The 23,876-nt window shown below is 68.4% G+C and carries 13 protein-coding genes; 7 read left to right on the forward strand and 6 right to left on the reverse strand.

Annotated features, from left to right (window positions below):
- Nucleotides 1–30: 30 nt before the first annotated feature.
- From HWX76_RS13520 to HWX76_RS13535, 4 genes are read left to right on the forward strand one after another with little or no spacing between them, the layout of a single operon-like run.
- Nucleotides 31–870, forward strand: coding sequence for an ABC transporter substrate-binding protein (locus tag HWX76_RS13520; protein WP_176015918.1), 840 nt, complete (start codon nucleotides 31–33; stop codon nucleotides 868–870).
- Nucleotides 871–877: 7 nt separating this feature from the next.
- Nucleotides 878–1,750 (forward strand): polysaccharide deacetylase, encoded by an 873-nt coding sequence (locus tag HWX76_RS13525; protein ID WP_176015919.1) that lies wholly within the window; start codon nucleotides 878–880, stop codon nucleotides 1,748–1,750.
- On the forward strand, nucleotides 1,747–2,655 hold the full coding sequence (locus HWX76_RS13530; protein WP_239469036.1) for a polysaccharide deacetylase: 909 nt from the start codon (nucleotides 1,747–1,749) through the stop codon (nucleotides 2,653–2,655). Before HWX76_RS13525 ends, HWX76_RS13530 begins: the two co-directional genes overlap by 4 nt.
- Nucleotides 2,652–4,037 (forward strand): MmgE/PrpD family protein, encoded by a 1,386-nt coding sequence (locus tag HWX76_RS13535; protein ID WP_176015921.1) that lies wholly within the window; start codon nucleotides 2,652–2,654, stop codon nucleotides 4,035–4,037. Before HWX76_RS13530 ends, HWX76_RS13535 begins: the two co-directional genes overlap by 4 nt.
- Nucleotides 4,038–4,150: 113 nt before the next feature.
- Here the strand turns inward: HWX76_RS13535 and HWX76_RS13540 are convergent, their stop codons facing one another.
- A complete protein-coding gene (locus HWX76_RS13540) occupies nucleotides 4,151–4,321 on the reverse strand; it encodes a hypothetical protein (protein ID WP_167351632.1) in 171 nt (56 codons plus the stop codon).
- A gap of 170 nt (nucleotides 4,322–4,491) precedes the next feature.
- Nucleotides 4,492–5,403 (reverse strand): DUF72 domain-containing protein, encoded by a 912-nt coding sequence (locus tag HWX76_RS13545; RefSeq protein WP_176015922.1) that lies wholly within the window; start codon nucleotides 5,401–5,403, stop codon nucleotides 4,492–4,494.
- Between the two features lie 280 nt (nucleotides 5,404–5,683).
- Between HWX76_RS13545 and HWX76_RS13550 the strand changes: the two genes are divergently transcribed.
- Nucleotides 5,684–7,858, forward strand: a complete 2,175-nt coding sequence (locus HWX76_RS13550; protein ID WP_176015923.1) for a TonB-dependent siderophore receptor — start codon at nucleotides 5,684–5,686, stop codon at nucleotides 7,856–7,858.
- A 22-nt stretch (nucleotides 7,859–7,880) separates the two neighbouring features.
- On the opposite strand, the gene HWX76_RS13555 is transcribed toward HWX76_RS13550, so the two are convergent.
- A complete protein-coding gene (locus HWX76_RS13555) occupies nucleotides 7,881–8,696 on the reverse strand; it encodes a response regulator (RefSeq protein WP_050015289.1) in 816 nt (271 codons plus the stop codon).
- A 1,060-nt stretch (nucleotides 8,697–9,756) separates the two neighbouring features.
- On the opposite strand from HWX76_RS13555, the gene HWX76_RS13560 reads away from it, so the two are divergent.
- Nucleotides 9,757–13,350, forward strand: coding sequence for a YadA-like family protein (locus HWX76_RS13560; protein WP_176015924.1), 3,594 nt, complete (start codon nucleotides 9,757–9,759; stop codon nucleotides 13,348–13,350).
- A 349-nt stretch (nucleotides 13,351–13,699) separates the two neighbouring features.
- Nucleotides 13,700–14,107 carry a VOC family protein gene (locus HWX76_RS13565; protein ID WP_176015925.1) on the forward strand — a complete coding sequence of 136 codons (408 nt, stop codon included), beginning with the start codon at nucleotides 13,700–13,702 and terminating at the stop codon, nucleotides 14,105–14,107.
- Nucleotides 14,108–14,227: 120 nt separating this feature from the next.
- Here HWX76_RS13565 and HWX76_RS13570 read toward each other — a convergent pair whose 3' ends face one another.
- The 3 genes from HWX76_RS13570 to HWX76_RS13580 form a co-directional block, all read right to left on the reverse strand.
- Nucleotides 14,228–22,831 (reverse strand): RHS repeat-associated core domain-containing protein, encoded by an 8,604-nt coding sequence (locus HWX76_RS13570; RefSeq protein WP_176015926.1) that lies wholly within the window; start codon nucleotides 22,829–22,831, stop codon nucleotides 14,228–14,230.
- Nucleotides 22,832–22,953: 122 nt separating this feature from the next.
- Nucleotides 22,954–23,277, reverse strand: a complete 324-nt coding sequence (locus HWX76_RS13575) for a hypothetical protein (RefSeq protein WP_050015283.1) — start codon at nucleotides 23,275–23,277, stop codon at nucleotides 22,954–22,956.
- A gap of 121 nt (nucleotides 23,278–23,398) precedes the next feature.
- Nucleotides 23,399–23,635: a hypothetical protein gene (locus HWX76_RS13580; protein WP_050015281.1), complete on the reverse strand. Its 237-nt coding sequence runs from the start codon at nucleotides 23,633–23,635 to the stop codon at nucleotides 23,399–23,401.
- Nucleotides 23,636–23,876: the final 241 nt, after the last annotated feature.

The following is a 23,876-nucleotide window of genomic DNA, read 5'->3' on the forward strand; positions in this document are numbered from 1 at the left end:
TACAAGCCCACAACGACAAGGCGACACCCCATGAAAGCATCCGTCCTGACCCGCACGCTGGCTGCCGCCGCATTCGGCGCGCTCGCGCTTCATGCGACGTTCTCGGTCGCGCAATCCGCCCCCGCGGCCGCGAAACGCACGCTGAACGTCGCGATCGTGCCGAACTATCCGCCGTTCGAATACAAGGATCCGGCGACCGACAAGCTCGCGGGTTTCGACGTCGATCTCGGCGAGGCGCTTGCCGCGAAGATGGGCGCGAAACTCAACTGGGTCGAGACGAGCTTCGACCAGATGATGAGCGCGGTCGCGACGCAACGCGTCGACATGATCCTGTCCGGGATGACCGACCTGCCGACGCGCCGCGATGCGGTGACGTTCGTCGACTACATCGAGACGGGCCCGCAGTTCTACGTGCTGAAGGCACGCGCCGGCGAGTTCGCGCAGATGAGCGCGCTGTGCGGCAAGCGCGTGGGGTCGAGCCGGCGCACGTCGTTCCCGGACAATACGACCGCATGGAGCGCGGAGAACTGCGTGAAGGCCGGCAAGCCGCCGATCGTGGTGGTGGGCACCGACGGCTCGTCGGATGCGCGGATGCAGCTGCGCCAGAACCGCATCGACGCGGCGGTGCAGGGCGGCGAGACGCTGCCGTACCAGAACAGCCTCGAGCGGAACGCGTATGCGCCGGTCGGCAAGCCGTTCCTGTCGCAATACACGGGCATTGGCGTCGCGAAGAGCAACACGGCGCTGAGCAGCGCGCTGACGGCGGCGCTCGACCAGCTGATCGCGGACGGCTCGTACCGGAAGCTGCTCGCGAAATGGGGGCTGCAGGAACACGCGGTGGCGAAGGCGATGATCAACGGCACCCACTGAGCGCGCGATGACGGACCTGGCGCCCCGCTGGCCCGACGCGAAGCGCGCATGCGTCGCGCTCGCGTTCGATCTCGACGGCCCGACCGGCGACGCGATGCTGAACGGGTCGATCTGGCGCAACCCCGCGTATTTCACGCTCGGCAGCTACGGGCCGTGGCGCGCGCTCGGCCGGCTGCTCGACCTGCTCGCCTCTTTCGCGTTGCCCGCGACGTTCTTCGTGCCCGCCTGGGTCGCGCGAACGTGGCCCGCGCAATGCGCGGCGATCGTCGAGCGCGGCCACGAGATCGGCTATCACGGCTACCGGCACGAAGCGTTCTGGACGCTCGAACCCGATCGGCAGCGCGAGATCATGGCGCAATCGGCCGAGATCTTCGCGCGCACGCTCGGCGTGCGGCCGGTCGGGTTCCGCACGCCGTCCGGCGACTGGAGCGCCGCGACCGTGGCCGTGCTGCGCGAAGCGGGCGTGCGCTATTCGAGCTCGATGCGCGGCGACGACCGGCCGTACCTGCTGCACGGCGAGGACGGCGAGCCGCCGCTCGTCGAGATTCCCGGCCGCTGGGAGACCGACGACTACGCGTCGCTCGCGTATCACCGCAATCCCGACTACCCGGCCGGGCTCGACCGGATCGCGGGCTACGGCGCGACGCTCGACAACTGGACGCGCGAATTCGACGGCGTATACCGTGAAGGGCTGTGCCTGACGACGCTTCTTCATCCCAAGGTGTGCGGCAAACCGGGACGCATCGCGCTGCTGGATGCCTGGCTCGACCACATGCGCGCGCAGGACGGCGTATGGTTCGCACGCTGCCGCGATGTCGCCGACTGGTGGCTCGGGCAGGCCGCGCGGGAGGCGGCGCCCACGCAACGGAGCGGCACGTGACCCACCTTCCTGCATGGCCGGGCGGCGCGCGATACGCGGTCGCGATCACGGTCGACTTCAACGACATTCATGGCATCCAGACGCGCGAACCGCGTATCGTCGGCCGCGAGAAATCGCTGTCGGTCTGGCGTTACGGCGCGACGCGCGGTGTCGACCGGCTGCTTGCGGCGTTCGACGCGTTCGGCGTGCCGACGAGCTGGTTCGTGCCCGGCGCCGTCGCCGAAACGCATCGGGGCACGGTATGCGAGATTGCCGCGGCCGGCCACGAACTCGGCGTGAGCGGCTATCGCTGCGAGGATTTCGATGCATTGCCGCTCGCTGCCCAGATCGACGCGTGCCGCGCGGGGCGTGCGGCGCTCGCGGACGCGACCGGTCGCGACGCGCACGGCTTTCGCTCGTTCACCGGCAACTGGGCCGACGGCTTCGCCGAATTTCTCGTCGCGGAAGGTTTCACGTGGTCGTCGTCCTGGCGCGGCGACGATCTGCCTTACGTGCATCCGCGTAGCGACGGCGACGTGAAGGGCGCACGGCTCGTCGAACTGCCGCTGCACTACGAGCTCGAGGACGAACCGTATTTCGAGTTCAACCTGTCGCCGCCCGTGCCGGCAGGCCAGCCGCGCATCGCCGCGTACCGCGACGTGCTCGACAACTGGCGGCGCGACGTCGACGGGTTCAGGCGTTTCGGGCTGTGCTGCGTGTTGCGCCTGCATCCCGAGATCATCGGCACGGCCGGCCGGATCGCTTTGCTGCACGCGTTGCTCGCGCACTTGCGCGGCACCGGCGATGCGTGGTTTGCGACGGGGCACGACATCGCGCGCTGGTGGCATGCGCACGCACCCGTCAACGACCCGGGCCATCCGGTCGACGTGTTCGCACGCTGCGTGGCAGACGAGGCGGCACGATGACGACGGACACGCAAGCGCGCGCGACGCGGCTCGCGGCATTCGTCGCACGGACTTCCGCCGATGCATTGCCGGACGACGTCGTCGCGAAAGCCACGCGTCATGTTCTCGACACGTTCGGCGCCGCGCTGGCGGGCACGTCGGCCGTCGAGACGCGCAGCGCCCGTGCGCTGACCGGCGCCGTTGGCCGCGGCGGTGCGTCGCTATGGGGCACGCGGCGGCGCGCGAGTGCGCGCGACGCGGCGTTCGTCAACGGCATCGCCGCGCACGCACTCGAGCTCGACGATTCGGGCGGCTGCGATCATTCGGGCGCCGTCGTGCTGCCAGCCGTGCTGGCCGCGCTGTCGTGCGCCAGCCAACCGGTCGCGGGCCGAGAATGCGTGATGGCGATCGTGCTCGGATACGACGTCGGTCGGCGCGTGCTCGAGGCGGCGGGCGGCTACTCGGCCCATAACGGCGCGGGCTGGCATTCGACGCTCAGTTGCGGCGTGTTCGGCGCGGCCGCCGCGAGCGCGCGCGTGCTCGGACTCGACGCCGTGCGCACGCGTGACGCATTGGGCCATGCGGCGAGCTTCGCCGGCGGCCTGTGGAGCTTCATTCACGACGGATCGCAAACCAAGCGGCTGCACGCCGGGCGTGCGGCGGAAGGCGGCGTGCTGGCGGCGTTGCTTGCCCGGGAGGGCGTGAGCGGCCCCGCCCGCGTGTTCGACGACGTGTGGGGCGGCTTCTTCAACACGTTCGCCGCGCCGTCGCATGCGCCCGACGCGTTGACCGACGGTCTTGGCGCGCACTGGAAGCTGATGCGCTGCTCGATCAAGCCGCACGCGTCGTGCCGCAGCGCGCATGCGGCGGTCGACGCGGCGCTGCAACTCGCGGACGGCCGCACGTTCGCGGCGGGCGAGATCGAACGGGTGACGGTGCGGGCGAGCGCGTTCGTTGCGCGGATGTGCGGCGGCCGCGACCTGTCGACGCTGTCGTCCGCGCAGATGAGCCTGCCGTACGCGGTTGCGGCGGCGCTCGTGTTCGGCGACACCGGGATCGACGCTTATCGTGCGGACCGGCGCACCGACCCGAGCGTGACTGCGCTGCTCGCGCGCATCACGGTCGATGTCGATCCGGCGCTCGGCGATCTCGACGAGCCGACGGTGATCCTGCAGCGCGCGAACGGGACGCGGGAATCGCGACACGTTCCGATCGCCCTCGGCGATCCGCGCAATCCGCTACCGGATGCGGCGCTGCTGGCCAAATATCGTGCGCTGGCAAGCACGGTGTTCGACAGTGCGCGCGTCGACGCGTTGAGCGACATGTGCCTGTCGCTGGACCGGCAGGCCGACGCGCGCGTGCTGAACGAGCGGCTCGCAGGCGATTCGGAACACCTCGATTGACCGTGTCGATGGGCTTCATGCGGCAGTTGCAGCTGCAACGTGTGCGCGAGAAGCGGCCGGCCTGTTGCGCGGCCTACCCTGCTGTCCGCAGGGATCGCGGCATCCGCGCCGCGCTACGACCGGTCGCGATTCCTCGCGCGCGTCGCGCCCGTGATGACCGCGATCCCGAACAGGATGACGGCCACGATCTCGATGACGTATTGAGCGACGTGCAGCGTCATCAAACCCCACGCGACGCCACCGATGAAGATGATCCATCCGACCAGGTAGATAAGCAGGGTCATCGTTTTTCTCCTTGCAGTATTGGCCCATGGCGCGGGTGACCGGCCGTGCAAAATTTACCGGCCGCGCGGGGGGCGCGATGGAGGCGCGATTCGCGAGTGGACGAGCATATTCCGGGCCCGGGCATGCGGGGCCGGACCGGCGTCCCGATGGTCGCATTTGGCCGCACGTTTCATTCCGGCGCCGCATCGTGCGCCTGCAGCCCGAGCCGCGCCATGAGCCGCCCGGCATCGAACGGCGCCTGCGTTTTCGTGTCGTTGTCGAAATAGCAGTACACGTCGCGCGTCGCCGCACGCGGTGGTTTCAGCGCCGGTGCGGCGAGACGCGCATCGTCGGGCTGCGCGCCCCGGCTCCACGCTTCGATTCTGCGCGCCCATCGTTCGAGCGCCGCATCGGCGTATTCGCCCGAATACTTCGTTTCGGTGCCGTGCAGCCGGATATAGACGAACCGCGCGCTCAGATCCTCGAAGTGCGGCCACGCCTCGGTCGAATCCGACACGACGAGCGCGACCTTGTGGCGGCGCAGCAGCTTCACGAACGCCGGATCCACGAAGCTGTCGTGTCGTACTTCCACCGCATGACGCAACGCGCGCTTGCGGTCGATCTGCAGATAGGGCTCGCGCACGCGCGCATCGTGCCGTCGGGCCAGCGCGAGCGCGGCTTCCGTGTCGTGCGGCAGCAGGCTCAGGAAGCGTTCCATGTGCACCGGATCGAACCGCAGCGACGGCGGGAATTGCCACAGCAGCGGCCCGAGCTTGTCCTTCAGCGCGAACAGGCCCTGCGCGAAAAAATTCGCGCACGCGGTCGTGGCCGTTTCGTCGCGAAAGCGCAGCATGTGCGTCAGGTAGCGCGAGCCTTTCACGCTGAACACGAACCCGGGCGGCGTGTCGGCGTACCAGCGCCGCCAGCTGTCAGGTGCTTGCAAGCTGTAGTGCGTGCCGTTGATTTCGATCGTCTGCATGTGGCCCGAGGCATACCGCAGCTCTTTGGCCTGCTTCAGGTCGGGCGGGTAGAACGTCCCGCGCCAGCCGGGGTAGCGCCAGCCCGAAATGCCGATGTGAATCCTGCCGGATGTGCGTGTCACGTCGATGCCCGGCTGCGCCGGGTTCCTGATGCGGTTCGGGCGACGAGCAATCCGCGTGCCGCCGCCGTCGCCGAGCCGATTTTTTTTAAAGACCGCGCCACGTTCGGCCGGTATGATCGCTGCGCTCGCGAACGACGCAATCGGCCGATGCATCCGGCCGATCCGTGCGTCACAGCCTTCGCCGGCACGGCAAACACGACACCACCGGATGGACCGCGGCGACACGCGGTCCGCCGATCCGGCCGAACGGGCCAACCCAGCACGACGGAGTATCGACACGATGTGGACGGAGACAGGGGCGGGGCGGCGCGCGACAGCGATCGCGGCCGGCGGAGCGTTGTGCGTGGCCGCCGCGGGCGGCGCGTACGCGCAGGCATCGGCGCCGGCGGCGACAGCGGCCGTGCTGCCGGCCATCGACGTGCGGGGGCCGGCCGACGCATCGTCGATCGGGCTCGTCGGGCGGCGCACCGCTACCGGCACCAAGACCGACACGCCGATCGACGAGATTCCGCAAACGGTCAACCTCGTGACCGCGCAACAGATCGACATGACCGGCGCGACCGACCTGAACCAGGCGTTGCGCTACGTGCCCGGTTTCGCGACGTTCGGCGCCGACAGCCGCACCGACTGGTATGCGGCGCTGCGCGGCTTCACGCCGACGCTCTACGTCGACGGCCTGCCGGCGCCGGATACGGCCGTGATCGCGAACTGGCGCGTCGATCCGTACACGATCGATTCGATCGCGGTGCTGCGCGGGCCCACGTCGGTGCTGTACGGCGCAGGCGAGCCCGGCGCGATCGTCGACGCGCACACGAAGCTGGCCGACGGCGAGCGCGTGCGCGAAGCCGGCGTGCAGATCGGCAACGATGCGCGCAAGCAGGCGATGCTCGACGTCGGCGACAGGCTCGATCCCGATGGTAGGACTGCGTACCGCTTCGTCGGCGTCGCGCGTGACGGCAATGCGGTGACCGGCCCGAACGGCGACCGGCGCGTCGCGCTCGCGCCGTCGTTCCGCTGGCGGCCGAACGCGGACACGTCGCTGACGGTTTCCGCGACGTTCCTGCAGGACAGCGGCGACATCTCGTCGAACTTCCTGCCCGCATCTGGCACGGTGCTGCCGAACCCGAACGGCCGCCTGTCGCAGGACCGCTACATGGGCGACCCGTCGTTCAACGACTACCGCAAGAAGCAATGGTCGCTCGGCTATGCGCTGGAACACCGCGTGAACGCGATCTGGACGCTGCATCAGGACGTGCGCTGGTCGCACCTGTCGCTCGACGATGCGACGGTGTTCGGCAACGGCCTCGCGCCGCGCAGCACGACGAACATGATGCGTTTCGCGGGGCTGTTCCAGCTCAACTACAGCCGGCTCGACATCGACAACCACGCGCAGGCGCGCTTCGGCACGGGGCCGCTCGAACACACGCTGCTGTTCGGCGTGCAGTTCGACCGGCAGACGACGACCAACAGCGTGTACCTCGCGCTCGCGCCGTCGCTCGACCTGTACCACCCCGTCTATCGGCCGGTGACGGCCGCGATCTTCTCCGGCCCGACGTCGCTCGGCCACGTCGATCAGTACACGGCGATGAACGGGGTCGGCGTGTACGCGCAGGACCAGATCCGCTGGCAGCGCTGGACGCTGACGCTCGGCGGCCGCGAGGATGTCGTGAATGCGCGGTTCGACGACCGCGCCGCCGGCACGCACGCGCAGCAGGACGTCAGTGCGTTCTCCGGGCGCGTCGGGCTCACCTATCGCGGCGACGCCGGGCTGTCGCCGTACGTCGGCTATTCGACGTCGTTCGATCCGGTCATCGGCGTGCGGATGTTCGGCGGCGGCCTGCCGAAACCGACTCGCGGCGCGCAGACGGAGGCCGGGCTGCGCTGGGAGCCGCCCGGCCGGAACCTGATGCTGAACGCGGCCGTGTATCGGATCGACCAGACCAACGTCGTGACACCGACGCCGGTCAATCTCGACCCGACCGGCACGACGTCGGTCCAGACCGGCAAGGTGCGCTCGCGCGGCATCGAGTTGAGCGCGGTCGGCAAGCTGACGCGCGAGCTGTCGATCGTCGCGTCGTATGCGTATCAGGACGTCAAGAACGTGCAGGCGAACGACGCGTCGCTGAACCACTGGCCGGTGTCCGTGCCGCTGCCGCGGCAGATCGCGTCGATGTGGGCCGACTGGACCTGGCATACGGGCGCGCTGGCGGGCCTCGGCGTCGGCGGCGGCGTGCGCTACCAGAGCGCATCGGCGGGCGCGCCGGACAACTCGCTGACGGTGCCGAGCGCGACGCTTTACGACCTCGCGATCCATTACGAACTGCCGCGCTGGCGTTTCGCGGTGAACGTCGCGAACCTGTTCGACCGGCGCTACGTGAGCGGCTGCCAGTCGTACGCGGTGTGCGTGTTCGGCAACGAGCGGACCGTGCTGGCCAGCGCGAAATACAACTGGTAGGCGCGAGCGCGTCGCATGCGGCCTACGCGCGGCGTTGCGGCTCCCGCGCGGCGGTGCGCGCGCCCGCATGGCCCTGGCGCCGCCATTCGGTCGGCGTGATGCCGAACCGTTCGCGAAAGGCGGTCGCGAAATTGGCCGGCGTGGAAAAGCCGATTTCCTTCGCGATGCTGGCGATGCTGAGCGACGTGGAATCGAGCAGATCCTGCGCGATCCGCAGCCGTTCGTAGCGTAGATACTCGAACACGGTCTGACCGAGATTGTCGCGAAACGCGCGCGACAGGCGCTTTTCGTGCGTGCCGACCGCGCGCGCCAGTTCCTCCACCGTCGGCGGATCGTTCAGCGTGCGCGACAGGTGGCGGATGGCCGCGCGCACGATGATGTCGTCTTCCTTGCCGCCCGCGGGCGGGCGTTCCGCGTGCTCCGTCACGGCGGGCCGTTCGCGCTTCGTCCGCGACAGCTGCACGCGAATCCGCGCGATCACCTCCGCCGGCTCGAATGGCTTCACTACATAGTCGACGCCGCCGATCTCGAGCCCCTCGAGCCGTTCGTGCAACGCGTCGGCCACGGTCAGGAAGATGACCGGGATCGCGCTCGTCAGCGGATCGGCGGCCAGCAGGCGGCATGCGGTGAAGCCGTCCATGTGCGGCATGCGCACGTCCATCAGGATCAGGTCGGGCATCAGCGCCTGCGCGCGCTGGCACGCTTGCGTGCCGTCGAATGCGATGCTGATCCGGCATCCCGTGCTGCGCAGGATCTCGATCAGCAAACGGAGCTGGTCGGGTTGATCGTCGACGATCAGGATATGCGCGTCGCTCAACGCGGAGATCGGTGAAGACATCGTGCACCTGTGGTGAAAAGGCGGTTGGCTGCGTTTCCGCGGGTGGCCTGCCCGGTGCGGTGGAAACGTCGGAAGCCGCTCTGTGGCGACGCATCGCACGGCGTTCGTCGTTTTAATCACGGAGCCGGTCGACACGCGACGGATTGCCGTGAGCGCGCGGAGAACGATCACGACCGCCGGAATCGATGCGAGCGGAATTGTAGGAGCATATTTCGAATCCGGCCAGCCATGACGACTCTATTCGCACCATTCAATCTTCTCGATTATCGAAAATGGCGGTTTGCGACAGGAATGTAAGGCGTCGACGTGCGTCAATATTCATGGTTTACGCGTATATCCAGTGAGAAATCGCACAGCCGGGCAGTTTCGCGATTGTCTTTTTGAAGAAAGATGTTATTGGAATCCGCTTTGGCAAAGTATTTATCCGCTAGGTAAAAGATTTTTAATAACGGCGTCGGCGCGAAATCGTTTGCGCAATGGATATGTTTTACCTAAGCCGTTGAATATTTGGAATTTTACAATCTATAAAGAATGCCGTCTTTAATAACTCGGGCTCGTGTCTCATAATTCGTCCGAACTTTGAACGACGGGTCGAGCAGGGCAGCGGAAGCGCCGCAAGCGGTGACGGACGTTGCCTGACCCGGGGCCGGCGCATCAATTGATGACTGTCCAGGGCCGTGCTCGCTGCACGGAAATGAAACCCGGTTGCCGGGGATGAAATAAAAGAAGCGTGGTGGGGCGCGGTCGGCGCGACGACAAATCGGGGATGTACATGAAGACGGGTTGAATCTCCGGATTCAGTCGGGGGAAAACTCGTCCATGAGAATCAATACGTATTCCTAATACAATTGTCGAATTAACGGAACGGGACGTCGGGACGACGACATGCCCGCGGCTTTCGAACGCCCTGCCGAAACGGGTGCTCGATGCGTGTCGTGTCGATATGGTGGCCCGGTAGCGGAATCCGCTTCCGAAACGAAGTCGCAATCGAAGTCGAAGCTGTCAATAAAAGTAAGTAGTCCGTATTCAAACCAGACGCTACACAACGGAGCAGAAGACCATGAAGAGGAAGCAGATTTCGGCGCTCGCCGCCGCGATGTTCACCGGCGCGGGTGTGCTGATCGCCGGCGCCGCCCACGCGGACAATTTCGTCGACCGCGGCAACCCGGACAATGCATTGAACGGCCAGTGCATCGACGGCACCAACCCGCTGTGCGTGGCGACCAAGAACGGCAGCTACGTGGCAGTCAGCACCACCAACGTGACGCAAGGAACCAATGCGAAGGCCGGCGCCAGCGGCATCGCGATCGGCGACCAGTCGAATGCGAGCAGCAAGGGCGGTAGCGGCAGCGGCGGCGCGATTGCGATCGGGGTCGGCTCGCAGGCGTTGGCGAACTCGGCCACCGCGATCGGCACGGTCGCGGTCGCACAGGGCAACACGGCGCTGGCGATCGGCCGCCAGTCGGCGGCGGTCGGCGATTTCTCGATGGCGCTCGGCAACGTCGCGGACGCGCACGGCACGAGCTCGATCGCGCTCGGCCACTCGGCGCTCGCCAGCGGCGACCGCTCGGTCGCGATCGGCGGCGCGAACCCGACGTCGAGCGACGGCGTATCGGCCGGCGCATCGTACGACGCGGTCACGCAGACGCGTGCCGCCGGCACCCAGTCGGTGGCGATCGGCGCCGGCGCGCAGACGAACGACAACAACCAGGTGGCGATCGGCTCGGGCAGCGTCGGCGCGAACAACGGCGGTACGCCGGTATTCGGCGGCACGGCCGCACCGGTCGGCGGCGCGGTATCGTTCGGCGCGCTCGGCAGCGAACGCCAGCTCAAGAACGTCGCGGCGGGCGCGGCCGATACCGATGCGGTCAACGTCCAGCAGCTGAAGAACGTGAACAACACGCTGAGCACGGGCATCGGCAATGTCGACGCACGCGTGACGTCGGTGGGCAATTCGCTGTCGACCACGATCTCGAACGTCGACCAGCGCGTGACCAGCGTCGGCAACAGCTTGAGCACGAGCATCGTCACGGCGACGCAGAACGTCGTCAAATACACCGACGACTCGCATGCGGCGATCGCGCTCGACGGCGCGACCGGCACGACGATCGGCGGCGTGGCTGCGGGCGTCGCCGATACCGATGCGGTCAACGTCGGCCAGTTGAAGGGCAGCGTCGCGCCGTTGCAGACGTCCCTGTCGACGGCGGCGTCGAACATCACGAACCTGCAGAACAGCGTGACCGGCATCAACGGATCGTTGAGCACCGCGGCGTCGAACATCGTCAACCTGCAGGCGGCCGATACGCGCAACGTCAAGTACGACGGCGCGAGCGGCTTCGACTCGGTGACGTTCGCCGGCCCCAACGGCACGACGCTGCACAACGTCGCGGACGGCAAGGATACGCACGACGCCGTGAACGTCGGCCAATTGACGGGCGGCCTTGCATCGCTGAGCACGAGCGTGACGAACAACCTCAGCACGACGCTCGGCAACCTGAGCACGTCGATCACGAGCCAGATCGGCAACGCGACGAAGAACGCGGTGCAGTACGACGACGATGCGCACGGCGGCGTTACGCTGGGCGGCACGGGTGCAACGGCGCCGGTCGGCCTGCACAACGTCGCGGACGGCGTGGCCGCGAACGACGCGGTGAACGTCGGCCAGCTCGGCAAGGCGACCGACACGCTGAACCAGTCGATCACGGCCGTCGGCAACCAGGTGACGACGAACACCGGCAACATCGCGGCGCTTCAGCAGGACGCGCTGCAGTGGAACCCGGGCCTCGGTGCATACGATGCAAGCCACGGCGGCCACGGCCCGCAGCTGATCAGCAACGTCGCGGCCGGCAAGCGCGGAACGGACGCGGTCAACGTCGATCAGCTGACCGCGGCGATTCACGACGGGACGAGCCAGCTCGACGCGCTCGCCGTCAAATACGACGATGCGAGCAAGCAGCAGGTGTCGCTCGGCGCAGGCAACGGCGGGAATCCGGTGCGCGTGACCAACGTCGCGGAAGGCAACGTGGCGGCCGGCAGCACCGATGCGGTGAACGGCGCGCAACTGCGTCGCGCGACCGACGGCGCCGCGGCCGCGCTCGGCGGCGGCGCGACGGCGAACCCGGACGGCTCGATCGGCGCACCGAACTACAAGATCGGCGGCAGCGCGTATAACAACGTCGGCGACGCATTGACGAACCTCGACGGCCGCGTCGGCAGCAACACGACGACGCTCGCGAATCACGAAACGCGCCTCGGCAACGCCGAAACCAATATCACGAACAACACGGCCGCGATTGCCGGGCTGCAGCAGGATGCGCTGCAATTCGACCCGACGCTCGGCGCGTTCAACGCCGCGCGCGGCGGTGCGCCGACGAAGCTGACGAACGTGGCCGACGGCAACCTCGCCGCGGGCAGCACGGACGCGGTCAACGGCGGCCAGTTGTCGGGCGTGAAGACCGCGCTCGAACAGCAGATCACGAACGTGTCGAACCAGGCCGGCGAAGCGGTGAAGAACGTCGTCAAGTACGACGTCGACCCGAGCGGCAACCGGCTGAATTCGGTGTCGCTCGTCGGCGGCGACGCCACGTCGGCCGTCGTGCTGAAGAACGTCGCGGCCGGCACCAGCGATACCGACGCGGTGAACGTGAAGCAGCTGAAGGACGTGCAGTCGAACCTGAACCAGCTCGGCGCGCTCGCGGTGCAGTACGACGACAGCTCGAAGAGCACGATCACGCTCGGCGGCGCGGGCGGCACGCGCATCACCAACGTGCAGGCCGGCACGCTCGGCGCGACCAGCACCGACGCGGTGAACGGCTCGCAGCTCTACGCGACCAATCAGCAGGTGTCGAAGAACACCACCGACATCTCGAGCCTGCAAGGGAGCGTGACCAACATCGCGAACGGCAAGGCCGGCCTCGTGCAGCAGCAGGACCCGAACGGCGCGATCACGGTCGGTAAGGCGTCTGCCGGTACGAGCGTGAACTTCTCCGGCACGGCGGGCGATCGCGTGCTGACCGGCGTGGCGGCGGGCGTGAACGCCAACGACGCGGTCAACATGGGCCAGTTCAACGCCGCGCTGCAGAATGTCGCGGTCAACGACCGGATCCGTGCGACCGCGACCGATGCGAACACCACGTGGATCGCGCGCGCCGATGCGGGTGCGATCGGGTCGACGGCGACCGCAACCGGCAAGAACGCGGTGGCGGTCGGCCAGGGCTCGGTCGCCGATCGCGACAATTCGTTCTCGGTCGGCGCGAAGGGCAACGAGCGCCAGGTCACGAACGTCGCGGCCGGCACGGCGCCGACCGACGCGGTGAACGTGCAGCAGCTGAACGACAACCTCGCGACCGCGTCGACGCAGGCGAAGGGCTATACCGACCAGCGCATCGGGCAGGTGTACAACTCGTTCAACGACCTGAAGAAGGACATGTACGGCGGCGTCGCGTCGGCGATGGCGGTGGCGGGCTTGCCGCAGCCGACCGGCGCGGGGCGTTCGATGGTGTCGGCGGCGACGTCGAACTATCACGGTCAGCAAGGCTTCGCGGCCGGCTACTCGTACGTGACGGAGAGCAACCGCTGGGTCGTCAAGGCATCGGTGACGGGCAACACGCGGTCGGACTTCGGCGCGGTGGTCGGCGCGGGTTATCAGTTCTGATGCAGGCCGCGTCGCGTTGAGCGACGCGCGGTGCCGGGCAATGGATACTCAGCCCGGCACCATCCGCTGTCGATCGAGGGCCCGGGGTTCGTTCGCGAATCCCGGGCCGTCGTCGTTTGATGTCGCCAGTCGATCGGGCACCGCGCATCGACGATGCCGTCGCGAATACGAGTCACACTATCCGCCGCGATCGTCGCCATCCCGCAACCGACGGCGCGGCAAGGGTTCCACGCGCATCCGGCGGAACGTCCAATGCGAGTTGTGGAATGCGAGCCCGCGCTCGTATTCTGAAGTCCTCGGGCGGCATGGCATGGAGCCTTCGCCCTTCACCGCATCAGAGCGCGCGACCATGACCGACACGACCCACACGATGAAACTCAACCACCTGAGCTTCCCCTCTGCCGACACGCTGGCGACGGCCCGATTCTTCGAGCGATACCTCGGCTTCACGATCGCGGGAAGCTGGGACAAATCGTGGATTCTCAAACGCCCGGGCTTCGACGTCGTGATCGATCACGTCGGCGACGGCGTGCCCGCGTGGCCGACCCATTTCCACGTCGGCTTCGAACTGCCGAGCCTCGAGGCCGTGCAAGCGTTGTTCGCGCGCTTCAAGGAGGAGGGCGTCGCGATGGAGACGGACGTCTTCAACAACGGGCGCGGCTCCCGCTTCTTTTGCCGCGCGCCGGGTGGCGTGATGTTCGAACTGAACACGCGCGCGGACGCCGCGCCGGAATATCAGGGCACCTTCGACGATTGACGTCGGAACAAACGGATCGGGGAAATCCACCCCACGGGCATAAGAATAGAGCCGCGTAGCGTGCCCGATGCGCGACGGCCGCCACGCGGCCGTCGTCGCCTGTCGCGATGCGCCGCGCCGTCAGCGCGGCTGAAAGCGGATCCATGGCGTCGCATTGTTGGTCGGATAGACGACCCACCAGTGCGCGTACACGTCGACTTGCAGCTCGTTGGCCAGCGCCTGCGCGAAACTGAAGCGGCCGGCCATCCCGGCGAAGCAGGTGACGAGCTTGATCGGCCTGCCCGACGCGGCGGGAAAGTTCGTATCGGCCGCGCCATAGCCCTGCGCGCGCAGGAACCGCGCCAGCGTGGACGCGGAGGTCGGCCGGTTGATCGGCACGCCGTTCTTGGCCGTCCACTCGACCATCGCGCTGCGCGAAATACCGTGCGTCGCGACGACGTCGACGTCGAGGTTGCCGACCCGCGTGAGATTCTCCGCGAACTGCTGCCGCTGCAGATCGGTGGTGAACGCATCCCACCGGGCTTTCACGCTGGCCGTGACCGGATCGTTCGGCATCAGGATCCGCACCTTGCCGACCAGGCCGCTCTGGCCGGGTTCGCTCGGCAAGCCGGGCGCGTTCGGCGGCGGATAGTTCGGGATTTCGCCGGCGTTCTCCAGGGGCGTCGGGTTCACGCCGACCGACGCCTTGCCGGTGAAGAAGGTGAGGTGCGCGCCCGCCGCCATCAGCCCGGCGCCGCCGCCCGCCACCGCGCCGATCGCGATGTTCAGCGCGGTCGCGCGGCTGAAGAACGGCTGCCCGGTCATGCCGGCCGTCACGCCGGCCCCGGCCGCGCCGCCGGCCACGCCGCCCGCGATGCCGGAGACGAGCGACACCGACAGCGTGGTGGCAACCTTGCCCGCGCTCAGGCCGAGCGCCGCGCGCGCGGTCAGTGCGCCGGCGCCGCCGCCCGCGAGCGCGCCGGCCGCGCCGGCCGCCGCACCGGCCAGCGCATCGATGCCGAACTGTTTCCAGCTGATCTGGTCGCCGGTGGCCATGCTCATGAGGTCGCCGGCCATCGACCCGACCGCGCCGGCCACGACGCCCACCAGGATCGCCGCGCCGATGCCGGTGCCGAGCAGCAGCACGCCGGCCACACCCACCGCCAGCGTGACCAGCGCGCCGACGATGATGCCCCACACGTTCATGCCGCTCGGATCGGTGAAGACGAGCGGGTTGTTGCCGACATAGACGTACGGCGACGGCGTTTCCAGCATCGGATCGACGCTGAGGTAGCGGCCGTAGCCCGGGTGGTAGAAGCGCGCGTTGCAGTCGTAGAAACCGGAATCCGCGTCGTAGTTGTGGCCGGTGAACAGGCGCGGCCACGCGAACGGCGCGGCCACCAGCACGGTGGGCTGGCCGTACACGTCGTACTGCCACGCGCCGACGGTCTCGCCGCTCGCGTCGAGCAGCACGCGCACGCTGCCGAGATGGTCGAGCAGCGCGAAGTAGAAGCGCCCGTCGTGCCATGCCACCTGGACGTCGAGCGCGGCGATGAAGCGGGTCGGCGCGCTCGCGCCGTTTGCCGCGTCGACCATGAGTTCGCCGTCGGGCATCGACGTCTGGAAGCGCTGCGACGTCGCGCCGCCGCTCGTCCGGGTCAGCGCCGCGCGATTGCCGTCCGCGTCGCGCAGGATCGATAGCGACGCACCGGGGCCGGCGTAGCTGACGGGCCGTCCGGTGCCGGCGTCATAGCCGATCTGCCAGCACGTCGCACCCGCGCCGTCGCTCGCGCCGACGATGCCGCCCGCATGGTCGTACGCGAACGTGGTGGTGTCCTGCGCGGCCGTGTAGCCGGTCAGGCGGTTGGTGCCGGCCGCATACGTGTAGCCGGCCGAATCGGCGCCGCGCGTGTGCCGCTCGAAGTTGCCGTTCAGGTCGATCTCCCAGCGTTGCGCGTCGGCGCCGGAACCGAACGCGGTCAGCTGGCCGAGCGAATCCATCGTGGTGCAGGCCGGCCCGACCGACCCGCCGGGCACGTCCGACGTGACGGTCTGTCGTGCGATTTCGCCGTTGTAATAGCCGCCGCCCTCACAGGCGCCGGTGTCGTAGGCGAGCGTTTCCCTGAGCACGCCCCCGGCATCGCTGACTGTGGGCCAGCCGGGCGGCGTGTACGCGAAGCGTCGGGACAGCATCGACGCGCCTTTGCCGTCGGGCAACAGGCGGGTGAGCGCCGGTTTGCCGTTCGGCTCGTACTCGTGCGCGATCAGCACCGTCGTCGTGCCGCCGGTGTCGGCCGCGACCTCGAGCACGCGGCCGAGCGCGTCGTAACGGCGCAGGCTGACGAGCCCCGTGGTCGAATCCGTGCTCGACAGCAGATTGCCGCCGGCCGACCACGTATTCGCGATGACGCAGTCGCCCGCGGGCGTCCCGGCGAATTGCCGGCGCCGCGCGAGCACGCGCCCGGCCCGGTCGTACGCGACCGTCTCGGTCAAGCCGGCCTGCCCGGCGTCGCCCTGGTTGACCTCCACCTTCCAGAGCCGGCCGGCGAGATGGTCGTCCTGGGTCGCATCCGATCCGTCGCCGTCGTAGTGGCGGCGCACGCTCCAGGTGGGCGACGACGGGGGCCAGTCGGGGTCGTCGGCATGCTGCTGAAGCTGCGCGCGGTCCCACGCGACGGCACAGGTGCCTTCCTCGATCACGCGGCTCAGCGTGTCGTATTTCCGATAGGCGATGTAGCCGCCGTTCAATGCATTGCCGTCGGCGAGGAAGCGCATCAGCCCGGCGCTGCTGTAGACGATCTGCGTGGTGCCGCTGTCGGGATCGGTCGAGCTGAGCCGGTGCCCGGCGAAGTCGTAGTCGGCGGTGCTGCTGCCGGCCGGCACGGCTTTCGTGCCGGCGCCGCCTGCCGCGTACGACGCGGGCGGCACCGACGCGATGGTGCGGCCCTGCGCGTCGTAAATCTGGCTCATGCGCCAGTCGAGGCTGTCGTCGGTGAGCGCGTTCTGCACGACACGGCCGATCAGGTGCTCGGCCGTGTCCGACCAGCTTTGCGTGACCGCGCCGTTGGGATCGACGTCCGTGGTCAGGTGATACTCGCCGATCGGCAGCGGATAGGCGAAGCGCCCCGCATCGGCGTTGACGCCGTAGCCGCGCGTCGCGTAATGCGTGCTGCCGGGCCGGATCGCATAGTCGTAGCCGGGCTGACCGAACGCCACCGGCCGGCCGAGCGGGGCGTTTTCGTAGACCGTGCGCGCGAACGGATAGCCGCCGGCGTCGGGATGCCACGCGGCGAGCGCGCCCTCGAGCGGCGCGCCTTGCCAGAGGCTGCCGTCGGCGCCGCCGTTGGTCACCAGCCCGTCCTGATAGACGAACAACGCCTGTGCGCCGGACACCGTGACACGGCTCGTGAGTGCCCGGATCGCGGTGTTGCCGCGATCGTCGTACACGCCGGTGTCGAGCACCGCGCTATCGGCCGATTCGAGCTTCAGCGTCTGCAGGCTGCGCGCGAGGCCATCCCGATACTCGACGCTCAGGCCGACGTCCTCGGCCACGGCCAGCGCCGAGAAGCTGCCGGGCTGCGTCATGCCGAGCTGGACGCCGAACGGGGCGGCGACCGCGGCGTCCGCATATTCGAACACCTTGAGCCCGTCGGCGAAGAACAGCACGCGGCCCGTCACGGCCACCAGCAGCCATTCCCGTGCGGCCGGCGCGCCGCTGTCGGATTGCAGCAGCACGGGGTTCGCGCCGTCGAGCCGCCACAGACGCCAGCCCTGCGCCGGGCTGAAGCCGACGAACCAGGTGCCGGTGCCGAGCACCGCGTCGCCGAGGCTGGCGCGGTCGACCAGTACGCGCGCGGCGATGCTCGCCGCCGCGAAACCGGTGCGTTCGAGCCGCGCGCCGAGCGGCCCGGCCGCTTCGCCGTGATAGCTGAGCAGCCCGCCGCCCGCACTCCAGTCGGCCGCATTGCCCGACGCGGCCGTGTAGAACGCCAGCGCGCCGTTGCAGAAACCGTCGTATATGCCGATCCCCTGGCCGTTGACGTTGATCGCCGCGTTCGGCGTGGCGCGCGGAAACGGCGCGGCCGGGCCGATCGTCGTGTCCTGCGCGGCGAACCACGTCATGCTGATCAGGCTCGGATTGTCCCAGGGGCCGACCGTCACGGACGGCTCGGCGAAAGGGTTGTAGAGCGTGCGCGAGCGCATGCCGTTCGGCGCGGTGGTGCCGAGCGTGCGCAGCCGCGCGCCGTCGTAGGCGATCGACTGGAACTGGCAGTCGAGCGGCGTGAAGAACACGTCGTCGAGCCGCAGCCACGCCGCGCCGCCCGTCGGCAGTTCGGCCCGAATGCCGAGCGTGACGGTGGCGTCCGCGCCGAGGCCGAGCGACGACGGATCGACGGTCCATTGCTGCGGTTGCCACTGGCCGGCGGTGGGCGCGAGGCGCCGGCTCAACTGCGCGCCGCCCGGCGCGGTGAGCGTCAACGTCACGGTGAAGTCGCTCGCGGTCGCGCCGGGCGGGCTCTTGAACCAGAGGCCGAACAACTGCCGCGCGCGGCCGTCGGTCAGCGTCACGGCACGGGTGAGCGTCGCCGACGCGCTGATCTGCAGGCAGGCGGTGCCGCTGGCCGCGTCGTCGCGATAGACGGCGGCGCCGGCCGGCAGGCTCCAGGTCGGCCGCTGGTAATCCTCGAAACTGTCGTACGCATTGCCGCCCGCCGAATTGACGAAGCCGGCGATGCGAAAGCGCGCTGCATCGTCGAACAGCGAAGCCATCGGCCGGCCGGTGACGTCGTGCGAGAGCAGCACGTTGCCCTCGCCGTCGCGCGTGTCGATACGCTCCTCCAGCAGCCAGCCCGCGCCGGGCTGACCGCCGTTCCACGCGGCGAACGGCGGCGCGTTCTCGTCGACCGCGACCCAGCTGTCGGCTTCCGCGAGATAGGTGGTGCCGTCGTCGTGCGCCCAGCTGCGGAAGGTCTGCGCCTTCGCGGCCTGCAACAACCAGCCGCCGTCCGCCTGCACCCGCGTCGATGCGCTGGCCACCGGCGCGAGGATGTGCGCGCTCCACATCGCCGGGTAGACCTCGAAACCGAACAGCGACGTGCGCTGCGTGACGTTGAGCTCGCCCCGGCTGTCGTAATAGGCAGTCTGCACCGTGGCCGGATAGCCCGACGCCGCGTTGTACGCATAGGTCATGGTGCGCGCGACGCCCTGCAGGCTCTCGACCGACGTCGCGATCTGCGGCACGGCGTCGTAGAGATTGCGCAGCGTGGCGCCGTTCGCGTCGCTCGCGACCTGGTCGGTGTAGGTCCAGTCGCTGGTGGTGGACGACAGCAGCGTGCCGTCGCGGTCGTACACCGAACTCGACAGCAGCAGGCCGGCCGCCAGCGAGTACGCGTCGTCGACGGGCGCGGCCGTCCCGCGTACGCCGGCGCGGATGCGGCAATCGTCCGGCAACCGCAGCGTCCGCGCGGGCAGGCCGTTGTAGAAATGGCTCGTGGTCCAGCCGTAGCGCTGCGCCTGAGGCGTCTCGCACGCCTGGTATTCGGACACCGTCGAGAATTGCACGATGCTGCCCGACGGATCGGTGTTGGCCGACACGTCCGCGTACGCGTAGCAGCGCAGCATCGTGTCGTAGCCGCTGTCCATCGCGAGCGCGGTCACGACGAAGGCCGCGAGCGGCGCATGCAGCGAGTGATTCGCATAGCGGTGCAGCGTGATGTGGGTCGATGCGTCGATCTCGTTGCCCGACGGGAAGGTCACGAACCCCGACGGAATCGCCGGCAGCTTGCCCGAAATGGCCGTCTCGTAGTGCAGCGTGCTGTTGAGCAGGCGGAACATCTGCTGCCCGGGAAAACGCTCGACCACCGGCTCGCCTTGCGCGTCGCGCAGCAGCCCGCCGTTGCAGAAGAAGCGCACCTGCGTGTCGAGCGGCGCACCGTCGGCGTCGAGCGTCATGAACGCGAGGAAGTCCGGCGCCTGGTTGATGACGGTCGTGCTGTCGAAGCGATCGACGGTGATCTCGCCCAGCCGGAAGCCGGCGAGCGGGTTCCACGCGGGCCAGACCGACCGGCCGTAGAGGTCGCGGTTCTGCGACAGGAACGTGCCGGCCAGCGTCGGGAAGCCCTGCGTCTCGCGGTCCGCGGGCGCCGGGTCCTCATCCTGCAGCACCTGGGTGACCCACGGCGTGTCGGCGTCGGGATCGAAACTGTCGAGCGCGGCGTAGAGCGCCGACGTCGTGTTCTCCGTCTTCAGCACGCCGAGCTGATCCCACGCGTACCAGTAGAACTGGCGGTTCGCGTCGCTGCCGGGCGCGTACTGGATGCCGGCGAAGTGGTAGGACCAGCTCACGCCGTCGAACACCAGCACGTTCGGGCCCGAGCCGATCAGGCTGTTGCCGGTGATCACCGGGCCGAGCGTCTGCATGAAGGCCGGCGACAGGTTCGTGAAGCCCGGGCCGTCGAATACGTCGGGCAGCGGGCGCAACGCGAGGTTGCCGTAGTCGTCGTCCCACGCGAGCACGGCCAGGCGGTAGTCGAAAGCCTGCACCACGCCGCCCGACGACGCATAGCGGTCGATCCACGCGGCGGCCGCGAAGCCCTGGCCCATCGACAGCTGGAAATACGACGTGGCGCCGACCGCCGGAATCGTGATCGCGTCCGTGTCCAGCGTGCTGCCGAGCCGCCACGCCAGCGTCGCCGCATCGCGGACCATCAGGCTGAAGCGGCCGCGCCCCGTGTCCTCGTCATAGCAGAACACCAGATAGTGATTGGTGGCCGCCGCCACGTACGATTGCGTGTTGACGCTGCCGGACGGGCAGCACGTGCCGCTCGCGAGCGCGGGCGCGACGTCCCAGTCGCGCGTCTGCCAGTTCAGCGCGTAGCGGTCGACGCGGCGATCGTCGTCGTCGATCACGACGAAGAAGTCGGCGCCGTTGGCGATCCGCAGTTGCGTGCTGTCGTAGCGGTACGGCGTGGGCGAGCCGGGCTCGCCCGCGAAATGCCAGTCCGCGTTCGCGACCGGCCGGCGCGACGCGAGATAGAGCGTCGATTGCGTGTCGTCGAGGTTGGCCAGCAGCAGCATGAAGCTGTCGGCGCTGGTCGTGGCTACCGTCCGATCGAGATCGAGCGCGCCGTCGAAGCGCTGCCAGTCCGTCCAGGCCGAAATCCAGCGGCCCAGCCACGTGTAGACGTTCACCAGCAGCGCGTTCTCGCTGGCCTCGTACCAGGCGACGACCACGTAGTCGGCGCCGTACCAGATGCGCGGCGCGCCCGGCCGGCTGGCGCCGAACGGATTGTCGACGGTGAGGTTGCGCGAGCCCGGATCGACGTTCTCGTCCGCGCCCACGTCGATCTCGGCGTACGTGTAGCGCAGCACGCCGCCGGTGGGCAGCGTCATCGACGTCATCGCGCCCGGGTTCGGCGCGCCGTCGGCATCGAAGTTGTAGTCGAATGCGATGCCGGGGCGGGCCGCGCCGCCGCTGAAGGTATCGGTCACCCCTTTCAGATAGCGTTTGTAGCAGGCGCCGGTGGCGAGCGGATTGGCTGCGTCGCGCGGCGCGAGCAGGGTCAGGTCGTACCAGTCGAAATCGAGCCGGGTCTGCTGCGCGCCCGAGCCGTCGATCACGTCGACGTGGTCGAGATAGCGCGTCTCGTAACGGTCCTGCCATGCGTTCGGCTGGTCGCCCGGCGCCTGGGCAGGGTCGCCGTGCGCGGCCAGGTATTCCTTCGGCGCGTCGAGCGAGCGGGTGTCGTAGGTCATCGGCTGCCATGCGAACCGGCACGACCAGCCGAGATCGTTTTCCATGCTCGCGATCTGGCATTCGCGCGTGTACGTCAACGTGCCGTCGCCGACCGCCTGCTCGATCGTGCTGTACGAAAATTCGATCCAGTGCCCGAGCGTATTGCGCAACTGCGCGAGATTCCACGCGAGCGCGTAGCGCTGCTGGTTTTCCGCGCGGCGGCTCGGGCCGACCCAGTTGCCCCAGCGGATGCCCCACTGGATCAGGTTGCGCGCGGCGGCGGCCGCATCCGAGCCGCCGTAAGTGGCGACCGTGCCGTCCGGGCGGACGACTTCCCAGCTGTCCCAGGCCGGGTAGTGCGTGATCTGCCAGAACTGGTAGGGCGCCGTTTCATAGGACTGGCCGTCGGTGGTCACGGTGATCGTGCCGTCCGGTTGCCGGCGCAACAGGTGCGAGCGGCGCAGCGGCGCATCGTCGAGACGCCACTCGTCGGGGCGGCCGGTGGACGCGATACGCGCGTCCCCCGACGGGCGCCAGCCGTGTCGTTCCAGCGCGGACGCGAGCGGCGCCGGCACGCGGTCGCTCGCGAACAGCGCCGCGTTCGCGGCGTCGTCGAACGCGTCGGCGGGCAGCGTGCCGCGGCTCCACGCCGTCGGGATCGGCACGAGCTGCATCGCCTGGCCCTGGCTCATCAGGTAATACTGGACGTCGAGCGGGCTGCCCGTACCCTGCGTTTCCGCGACGATGCGTTCGAGCGGCATGCTCCAGCCCACGCCGAGCGCGCCGCTCGGGTTCGTGAGGTTCCATTGCGAGACCTGGTCCGCGACGTTGCTCTGGTACAGCAGGGTCAGGTCGAACGCCAGCCCGCCACGTGCCGGCAGCGTCAGCAGCTTGAGCGGAAAGGCGAGATTGCCGCGGAACAGGTTCACGGCGGAACCGAAGCTGCCGGCGTCGAACTGGAGCACGCCCAGGGCGGGGATGTCGGCTTGCTGGCTGGCGCTGGTGGACATGGCGACTCCTCGAGAAAATGGTCCTCGGCCCGAACGGCGGGCGGAGGACCATGAAAGGCACGACTGCAAACCGGACAATGGAACGACGCCGCGCATCGCGGCGATGCGGCGGCGAACGTCGCTTATTGCGCCCAGGCAATGACCGACGCGGTCAACGAGCAACTGCTCGGGTTGAGTTCGTTATTGCTGTTGTCGATCAGTTGGAGCGAGCCCGTGATGGTCACCGTCGGCGAATTGTTCTGCGTCTGGACCTGCACGCTCGCGCCTACCGTGCGCAGGTGGTGGTCGGTGCTGCCGAACGAGGCCGAGTAACTGGCCACCGACGCGCCGGCCGCAATCACGTTGGTCGGGAAGCTGTAGGTGGTCTGGGCCGTGATGACGCCCGAGTCGGACGGCGTGGCGGTGCTCACGGGAATCGAGATGTTCTGCACGTAGATGGACGGCATGAAAGACTCCTGTCGATCGGTAGGGTGGGGAAACACGCTGCGCGCGGGATGACGCGCACGGGCCGTACGGCGACTGCACGCTGCCGCGACGCGGCGACCCGTCCCGCGCGCGGAATACGGTTCAGGGCAGCGTCACGCCGTGAGAATCGTTCTCGCCGGTCACGCCCGACTGCCATTCGCTGTTGCGGGTCCAGAAGATGTACAGGTACTTGCGCTCGCCCGGCGCCGGATCGCCCCATTGATTGCTGGCGGTGAATACGCGCTGGCCGTTCTTGTAGGCCGCCGCCACCTGGGTCGTGACATCGATGGTCGAGTTGTAGACCCCGTAACCGGCATTTTCGATCGTCGTGGTACTCATTTTCATTCCTTCATCAATATGTGAAATATCGAGGCACGTCTTTTTTAAAGAAATCCCGAATTTATATTGCGCGACCGGTGAAATTCGGGACCCACCGGATTTTTGAAATGAGTATTCCGCGAACATGCCGTCTCGCATTGAAACCCGACGCATGCGCGACGCGATGCGGGTGGACGACGCAGGTGACGATGCCGCCCCGGTTCTATCGAAAAACCGGCGGGGAACCTGCGTGGTCGGATGG

It is taken from the genome of Burkholderia sp. BCC0398 (assembly GCF_902833245.1).
Classification (GTDB): domain Bacteria; phylum Pseudomonadota; class Gammaproteobacteria; order Burkholderiales; family Burkholderiaceae; genus Burkholderia; species Burkholderia sola.

Coding starts and splice junctions, on each gene's coding strand:
- HWX76_RS13535 (WP_176015921.1), top strand. CDS start 2,652: ATGACGACGGACACGCAAGCGCGCGCGACGCGGCTCGCGGCATTCGTC.
- HWX76_RS13550 (WP_176015923.1), top strand. CDS start 5,684: ATGTGGACGGAGACAGGGGCGGGGCGGCGCGCGACAGCGATCGCGGCC.
- HWX76_RS13580 (WP_050015281.1), bottom strand. CDS start 23,635: ATGAGTACCACGACGATCGAAAATGCCGGTTACGGGGTCTACAACTCG.
- HWX76_RS13570 (WP_176015926.1), bottom strand. CDS start 22,831: ATGTCCACCAGCGCCAGCCAGCAAGCCGACATCCCCGCCCTGGGCGTG.
- HWX76_RS13525 (WP_176015919.1), top strand. CDS start 878: ATGACGGACCTGGCGCCCCGCTGGCCCGACGCGAAGCGCGCATGCGTC.
- HWX76_RS13555 (WP_050015289.1), bottom strand. CDS start 8,696: ATGTCTTCACCGATCTCCGCGTTGAGCGACGCGCATATCCTGATCGTC.
- HWX76_RS13565 (WP_176015925.1), top strand. CDS start 13,700: ATGACCGACACGACCCACACGATGAAACTCAACCACCTGAGCTTCCCC.
- HWX76_RS13520 (WP_176015918.1), top strand. CDS start 31: ATGAAAGCATCCGTCCTGACCCGCACGCTGGCTGCCGCCGCATTCGGC.
- HWX76_RS13560 (WP_176015924.1), top strand. CDS start 9,757: ATGAAGAGGAAGCAGATTTCGGCGCTCGCCGCCGCGATGTTCACCGGC.
- HWX76_RS13575 (WP_050015283.1), bottom strand. CDS start 23,277: ATGCCGTCCATCTACGTGCAGAACATCTCGATTCCCGTGAGCACCGCC.
- HWX76_RS13540 (WP_167351632.1), bottom strand. CDS start 4,321: ATGACCCTGCTTATCTACCTGGTCGGATGGATCATCTTCATCGGTGGC.